Source organism: Nonlabens dokdonensis (genome assembly GCF_002162835.1).
GTDB lineage: Bacteria > Bacteroidota > Bacteroidia > Flavobacteriales > Flavobacteriaceae > Nonlabens > Nonlabens dokdonensis_B.
This window is the reverse complement of the sequence record NZ_MAAX01000168.1, coordinates 1-6955: the sequence shown is the minus strand read 5'-3', so window position 1 is coordinate 6955 and position 6955 is coordinate 1. Positions and strand designations below refer to the sequence as shown.

Sequence of the window (6955 nt, the reverse complement as noted above, 5' to 3'; positions counted from 1 at the left end):
CAGTACTTCAGGATTTCTAGACACCAGGTCAAATACTTCAGAATTATTATTTGAAACATCATCACAAAGTCTGTACTCTGCTACTGGATTTGCTACGGGAACTGTATCTAAATTTACTGTAAATGAAATCGTATCAAAACACGGTTCATTATTTAAATTATCAATACGAGCATAGAATGTTGTAGTTCCAGTTAAATTAAAAGGCGATGTCTCATCATTAGTACCTGTATCGGCATCTGCCTGAGATAAATGATAAGTAATTACATAATCAGGATTGCTTTGTCCATTTAATACTTCTGTATCAAAATCTGTTAGAATAATATCTTCAGAATTATCATTGAGATCATCACAAACAGCAATATCCATTACTGTATTTGCGATAGGCGTGTCCCATACAAATAAGTCAACTTCGGTCGTAGAAGTACATCCACTTGGGCTATTATCTTCAAGTCTTATATAAATTCTTTCTGTATCAACAACTCCGTTAGTATATGTAGTTGGATTCATTATAGGGCTTGCTCCTGTACTAGCGTCTGCAGCGCTGGTGTGATAAGAAATCGTAAATGCAGATCCAGGTAATCCACCCAATACTTCTGGCTCTGTTGATGTTAAATCAAATAAAGAAAAACCATCGTTATCATCATCACAATTAACTAGATCAGTAGGTCTTGTAGCACCTGCGCCACTTGCAACAACAACATCAAAGGAAATACTATCATAGCAAAGTCTAGAGATGGCATTTTCATCGTTTGTTATTCTAACATAAATAGGTGTCGTACCTATAGGAAAATCATAAGGTAATGTTATGGCATTTACACCATTATCTGCTGCGTTTTGGGAAAGATGATACGTTACAACAAAGTTAGGATCTGTTTGCATATCTAAAACTTGAGGAGTTTCAACCAGATCTAAATCTCTCTGTTCGATTCCATCGCCATCACTGTCACATAAAAATACATCAGCTACAGTATTAGCTATAGGGTTAGCATAAATAGTAATATCTGATGTTGCTATAAATCTGAATCCTCCATTACGAGCCGTTAATGTCACTGTATAAACACCAGGTCCAGGAAATGTATGGATCGGATTCACCGTAGTATCTAAAGGACTTCCATCTCCGAAATTCCATGAAACAGTGGTAGTAGGACAAAAATCAGATGTGGAAGCCTCAAACTGAATAGGAGTTTGATCACAAAAGTTTACTTGATTTCTAGAAGTTCCGCTTCCACCACCAGTCATAGCTTCATAAGAGCTAAAAGAGGGCTCAAAGAAGGAGGTGATAAATGGAGGCAATCCTTCTCTTGAATTATTATTAAGAGCTAGACCGTCATCAGTATATCCTGCCGCGGCACCTACTGAATCGGGAGATCTTACCACTCCTAACCAAGGTTGACATGCTCTAGCATGATAAATTTTTCCATCTATTCCCAGTTGTAATGCACCTCTTTCACTATTCTGCGCACCATTTGCTACAAATACAAAAGGATTTGAATTCCATCCACCACCAGAATTGATGTTATATTGGAGAATCTCCCTATTAACAGAACTACTGCAGCCATTACCACCAGAAGCAGAGTTTGCATTTAAATAAATTAGTTCAGAATTTGGAGAAAATTCAGCTCCATAAAAATTTGCTATAGAGTTATTAGGTGTGGTTAAAGCTACTGGGTTACTTACAACACCAGTTGCATTGTTAAAATCTGCAAGATAAGCGGTTCCGGCAGGCAATACAGATGTATTAGCTACTTTACTACCATCTGGAGATAACCTGATATAACCTCTTGCATCAGTTAAGCTTGAAGTAGCAGGTAACGTAGAGTCTACACCTCTAGAACTTAAGATAATTCCACCAGCTGCAGGGTATGCACTATATACACCTCCGTTTTCAAATGTCAATATCCAGTAAAATGTACCATCATCACTTAAAGTTGCTGTAACTTTTTCTTGAGTATTTTGTTGTATTAAAATATCTCTACGGCCAGCAACTACATCACCTAAACCACCACGTAAAGACATATCTACAATACTATAATTTAATCCGGCAAATGCACTAATTGTAATTACAAAATAGCGATCATTTGCTCCCAAATCAGGAATTATAATAGCAGACTGTGCACTAGATGAGTTTCCAGATAACCCAGTACCATTAGGCATCGGGCTACCGTTTCTATCCCAAACGGTTGTTCCATCAGAATACATCTGTAATACACCACATTCGTCTGATATTGCGCTGCAACCTTCGGCTGTGGCTAGGCTACCTGCTGGGGCTGCAACAGGGGCACCACTATTAAAGTCTACACTCGCATTATCACCAAAGAACCACCAGGCTGCCTCGAGTTGAGCAAAGGTGAGAATGGGTATAAATAATAAAGTTAGGAGGAGTAATTTTTTCATTGCGTTAAATAGTTTTGAGGACGGTAATTTAAACTTTTTTTGTGACTTCTATAAACGAGAAGAAAGTTCGTTGAACTGACTTACGTTTTTTATACTTTAAAGTACAGCAGAAGTTTTTGATAAATTTAACCTTGTATTATAAAGATGGCTGGTCTTTTATGAATGTCTGGAATTTGCTTTTTCCACGATTCAACACTTAAAGTTTTTATAAATTCAGTAGGTAAACTAATGTCGCAAGCAATGCATAATTTAGTTTTACCATTTAATGATAAAAGCATTTCTTCTATCATTTTATTATTGCGGTATGGGGTTTCTATAAATGCCTGTGACTGATCTTGTTTCATAGAAATAGATTCTAAGTCTTTTATTTTTTTTCTCCTTTCTTGCTTATCTATGGGCAAGTAGCCATTAAAAGCAAAATTCTGACCATTAAGACCACTAGACATCATTGCCATGAGTATGGAGCTAGGTCCTACTAAGGGTTGAACTCTTATGCCTTTTTCATGTGCTATGGCTATAACATCTGCTCCAGGATCTGCAATTCCAGGAACTCCCGCTTCACTCATTAATCCCATATTTTTTCCTTCAAGACATGCTTGCAAGAAGGAGGGAAGTTCTGTTTCTTCAGTAAACTTGTTGATTACTGAAAAATTCAAAGTAGGTTGTGACTTTGATGGATGTATCGATTTGATGAACCTTCGTGCTGTTTTTTCATTCTCCACGATGTAATCGTCTACCATTTCAACAACTTTCTTAACTGATAATGGCAATACTTCTAAAGGGCTTATCTCGCCTAGGGTTACCGGTATGAGAAATAATCTTCCTTTTTCTTTCATAATATTTTAATTATTCCGCTTTCGCGAAAGCGGGACTTCTATAAATCTATTACTTGATGTACTCTTTTATGTATTAAATAACTACTTATTATATGTGTAATTTGTGCTGTGGAGTCTAGCGGTGTTAAAAGACTTTTGAGCATTTTTACATCTGTCATTTGTATTCTTAAATTAACATATGCATAACCTAGAACTTTTCCATTCTCTATTAAAATTACACTACGCTCACTTGCTTCTCTACCACGATCAACAATAACTTTACTATTGTTTTTAATCATATACAGGTTTTGTACTTTTTCAATTAAAATCTCAGTAGCTTTTGTAGAATCATTGATATCGAGTTCTTCTAATTGTTTCTCTAAAAATGTGAGCCCTGATTTATGGCTAGAGAATGTGATTAAGTAATCTGGATCGCTCTTGACTGGTTTAACATGTAATGAAGTTGAAGTCTTCCCATTTTTATGTTGCAAAGCATACAGGCCATGTGAGAAATTAGATTTTTTGGGTTTGCCATTTAACGGCGGCTTATGTTTACGTACTTCAATGTATTCTTTTAAAATAGATATAAGTTGACTTCCTGTTTTTTCAAACGTAACATGTGTTACTGTTCTTTGGATAGTTTTAGATTTATTGTTAGAACCAGTAAATAGCTGAGTAACTCTTCTTTTTATATTTTTACTTTTGCATATGTAAATAATCTCATTATCCTTGTTATAAATGTAAAATACCCCTGTAGAATTAGGTAGATCATCTAATAGCTCTTTTAAATTAGGCTGTATTTTTAATGGTTTATGATGTTTTAAACTTTTAGAAATAATATTCTTATTAATATTTTTTTGAAGCAATAATTGAAATAATTTTACGGTCGCTAATGCATCGCCCGTTGCTCGATGTCTATCAGTTATAGGTATTCCTAGTGCTTTTGTTAACTTACCTAAGTTAAAGCTTTCTTGTTCTGGCAGTAAGGACTGGGCTAGTTCTACCGTACATAAAGTAGGTTTTATATAGGTATATCCTAATCTTTCAAATTCTAGTCTAAGCATACGGTGGTCAAACTCTGCATTATGAGCCACTAGAGTAGTTCCTTCTGTTATTTCAATAATTCTTTTTGCCACCTCAAAGAATTTAGGTGCTCGTTTTAACATGGCGTTATTAATACCAGTTAGTTTTACTACAAAGGGCTGAATTTCTTTTTCAGGGTTTACTAAACTTGCAAATCTGTCTACTATTTCATGACCATCAAATTTATAGATAGCTATTTCAGTTATTCCTTCTTCGTTATATTTTCCACCTGTGGTTTCTACATCTACAATTGCGTACAATACTATATTTTTTAATGAGAATAGTTCTCACATAATTTATGCGAAAGCTAATAAAAAAAGCCATGTTTTACACACGGCTTTTTTTAACTTATAAAGAGACTTATTAAATTTTTGCTCCATAAATTTTATCGTATAGATCTTTATACCTTGCTTTAATATTTCTACGTTTTAATTTGAGTGTAGGAGTAAGATGTTCATCTTCAATAGTCCAAAGCTCTGGAGTAAGCTCAAACAATTTAACTCGTTCCCATTTACCAAATTTTTCATTGTGCTCTTCTACTTCTCGTTGATATCTTTCTAGAACTCTTTCATTGCTACATAAATCTTTCCAGTTTTTATAGGATACGCCTTTACGCTCTGCCCATTCTTCTAAAAACTCAAAATTAGGTTGTATAAATGCTGCTGGCATTTTCTCACCTTCTCCTATCACCATAATTTGTTCTATAAAACGACTTTGCTTCATAGTGTTTTCAATAAGTTGAGGAGCAACATACTTACCGCCTGAAGTTTTAAACATTTCTTTCTTACGATCAGTAATTCTTAAGAAACCATCTTTGTCTATTTCACCTATATCACCGGTATGAAAGTATCCATTTGCATCAATAGCTTCATTAGTTTTTTCTTCATCTTTATAATAACCTATCATACGTTGTGGTCCGTTGATAATTATCTCACCATCTTCTGCAATTTGAACGTCAGTATTTGCTATTAATTTTCCTACGGTGCCTATTCTAAAACCACCATCCCGCATGTCGTTTACAGAAATTACTGGACTAGTTTCAGTTAGACCATAACCTTCCATAACAGGCACTCCTGCAGCATTAAATACTCTGGCGAGTCTAGGTTGTAAGGCGGCACTACCGCTGGCTATTGCGAGAAGATTTCCTCCCAGCGCTTCTTGCCATTTAGAAAATATTAGTTTTCTAGCAAGGCCTAATTTTTTTTCATACCACCATCCGTTTGCGCCATAAGGTTCCCATTCTAAGCCTAGTTCTACGGCCCAAAAGAATAATTTTTTCTTTATACCAGTCAAATCTGCTCCTTTTGCAATAATCTTGTCATAGACTTTTTCAAGTAATCTAGGTACTGCACTCATTACTTCAGGAGACACCTCTTTGAGATTATCAGATATGGTTTCTAGTGATTCTGCAAAATAAATACCTGTTCCTGTATACACATACAAATATTGTAGCATACGCTCATATATATGACATACAGGTAAAAAACTTAAAGCTTTTGACCGTCCTTTTAGAATAGGTAGTCTTAATTCACAAGTCATCGCATTACTTGCTATATTTTTATGGGATAACATTACACCTTTAGGTCTTCCTGTTGTACCAGAAGTATAGATAAGTGTAGCAAGATCTTCAATATCAATTGAAGCCATTATAGCCTCAAGATCGGCTTGGTTGCTTAGATCTTCACCTAATTCTTTTACATCATTCCAGCTCCTGCATCCTGAAATATCATCAAAGGAGTAAACCTCTTTTAAGGAGGCTACTTGACTTTTGATATTCATCACTTTATCATATACCTCTTGATCAGAAACAAAGACATACTTAGACTCACTGTGATTCAATACATATGCATAGTCTTCTTCTGAAATGGTGGGATATATAGGGACATCTTGCGCTCCAGTTTGCATGATTCCTATGTCCATAATATTCCACTCTGTTCTATTTGTAGTAGAAATGAGAGCTATCTTATCATTCTTTTGAACTCCTAATCTCAATAATCCTCTAGATATAGCATTTGCCTGCTCTACAAAGGATTTAGTAGAAGTTTTAACCCATTTACCATTAACTTTTGATACCAGAGCATCTTCACGAGGATAGGTTTCTAACTGATAATGAGGGAAGTCAAAAAGTCTTTTATACTGCATATTCAAATTTTTCGTAATTGCAAAGTAAGGAAACCATGTGGATTTTCAAATGACTTTTTTAGTGATAATGATAATTATAAGGTTCTCGCTTTCGCGAAAGCGTAATTTTTACCAGGAATTTTTAAGATTTATGAAAAGTAGGACATGCATATTATTTTGAGTAATAATACTTTAACTATTCTTTAACGTCTTTCAGGGAACCGATCATATGCATCTCTCGTAGGTATAATATGGTTCAAAGAAATTTTGTTTGAAACTTATTATTTGAAGGGAATTGCTTCTGAATCATTAATTATTTAATAACCAAAATAACTAACATTATGAAAAACATTACTCAATTGAGTTTAATTGTTGTGCTTTTCTTTATTTCTACATTGTCCATCGGGCAGGTAGTTACAAAGACAACTGATGACGGAACTCCAGGAACATTACGTGTAGAAATTGCAAATGCAGGTTCTAACGGGACGGAAACCTTTGATCCCTCTATACAAGGACAAACTATTAACATAACTAATGGTGAA

Annotated in this window: 5 protein-coding genes; 1 reads left to right on the top strand and 4 read right to left on the bottom strand. The window is 34.9% G+C overall.

Annotated features, from left to right (window positions below; genetic code table 11):
* From A9Q93_RS10900 to A9Q93_RS10885, 4 genes are all read right to left on the bottom strand, one after another.
* Nucleotides 1–2394 (bottom strand): PKD domain-containing protein (locus tag A9Q93_RS10900; RefSeq protein WP_303687434.1); only part of this gene is annotated, 2394 nt, incomplete at its 3' end.
* Between the two features lie 125 nt (nt 2395–2519).
* On the bottom strand, nt 2520–3230 hold the full coding sequence (locus A9Q93_RS10895) for an SAM-dependent methyltransferase (RefSeq protein ID WP_303687433.1): 711 nt from the start codon (nt 3228–3230) through the stop codon (nt 2520–2522).
* Between the two features lie 38 nt (nt 3231–3268).
* Nucleotides 3269–4552, bottom strand: coding sequence for an exonuclease domain-containing protein (locus A9Q93_RS10890; protein ID WP_303687432.1), 1284 nt, complete (start codon nt 4550–4552; stop codon nt 3269–3271).
* A gap of 103 nt (nt 4553–4655) precedes the next feature.
* Complete coding sequence (locus A9Q93_RS10885) at nt 4656–6434, bottom strand: long-chain fatty acid--CoA ligase (protein WP_303687431.1); 1779 nt, start codon at nt 6432–6434, stop codon at nt 4656–4658.
* A gap of 320 nt (nt 6435–6754) precedes the next feature.
* Between A9Q93_RS10885 and A9Q93_RS10880 the strand changes: the two genes are divergently transcribed.
* Nucleotides 6755–6955 (top strand): hypothetical protein (locus A9Q93_RS10880; protein WP_303687430.1); only part of this gene is annotated, 201 nt, incomplete at its 3' end.

What these genes read in the sequence shown, in the direction of transcription:
- A9Q93_RS10895 (WP_303687433.1), bottom strand. Translation starts at nt 3,230, where the DNA reads ATGAAAGAAAAAGGAAGATTATTTCTCATACCGGTAACCCTAGGCGAG.
- A9Q93_RS10885 (WP_303687431.1), bottom strand. Translation starts at nt 6,434, where the DNA reads ATGCAGTATAAAAGACTTTTTGACTTCCCTCATTATCAGTTAGAAACC.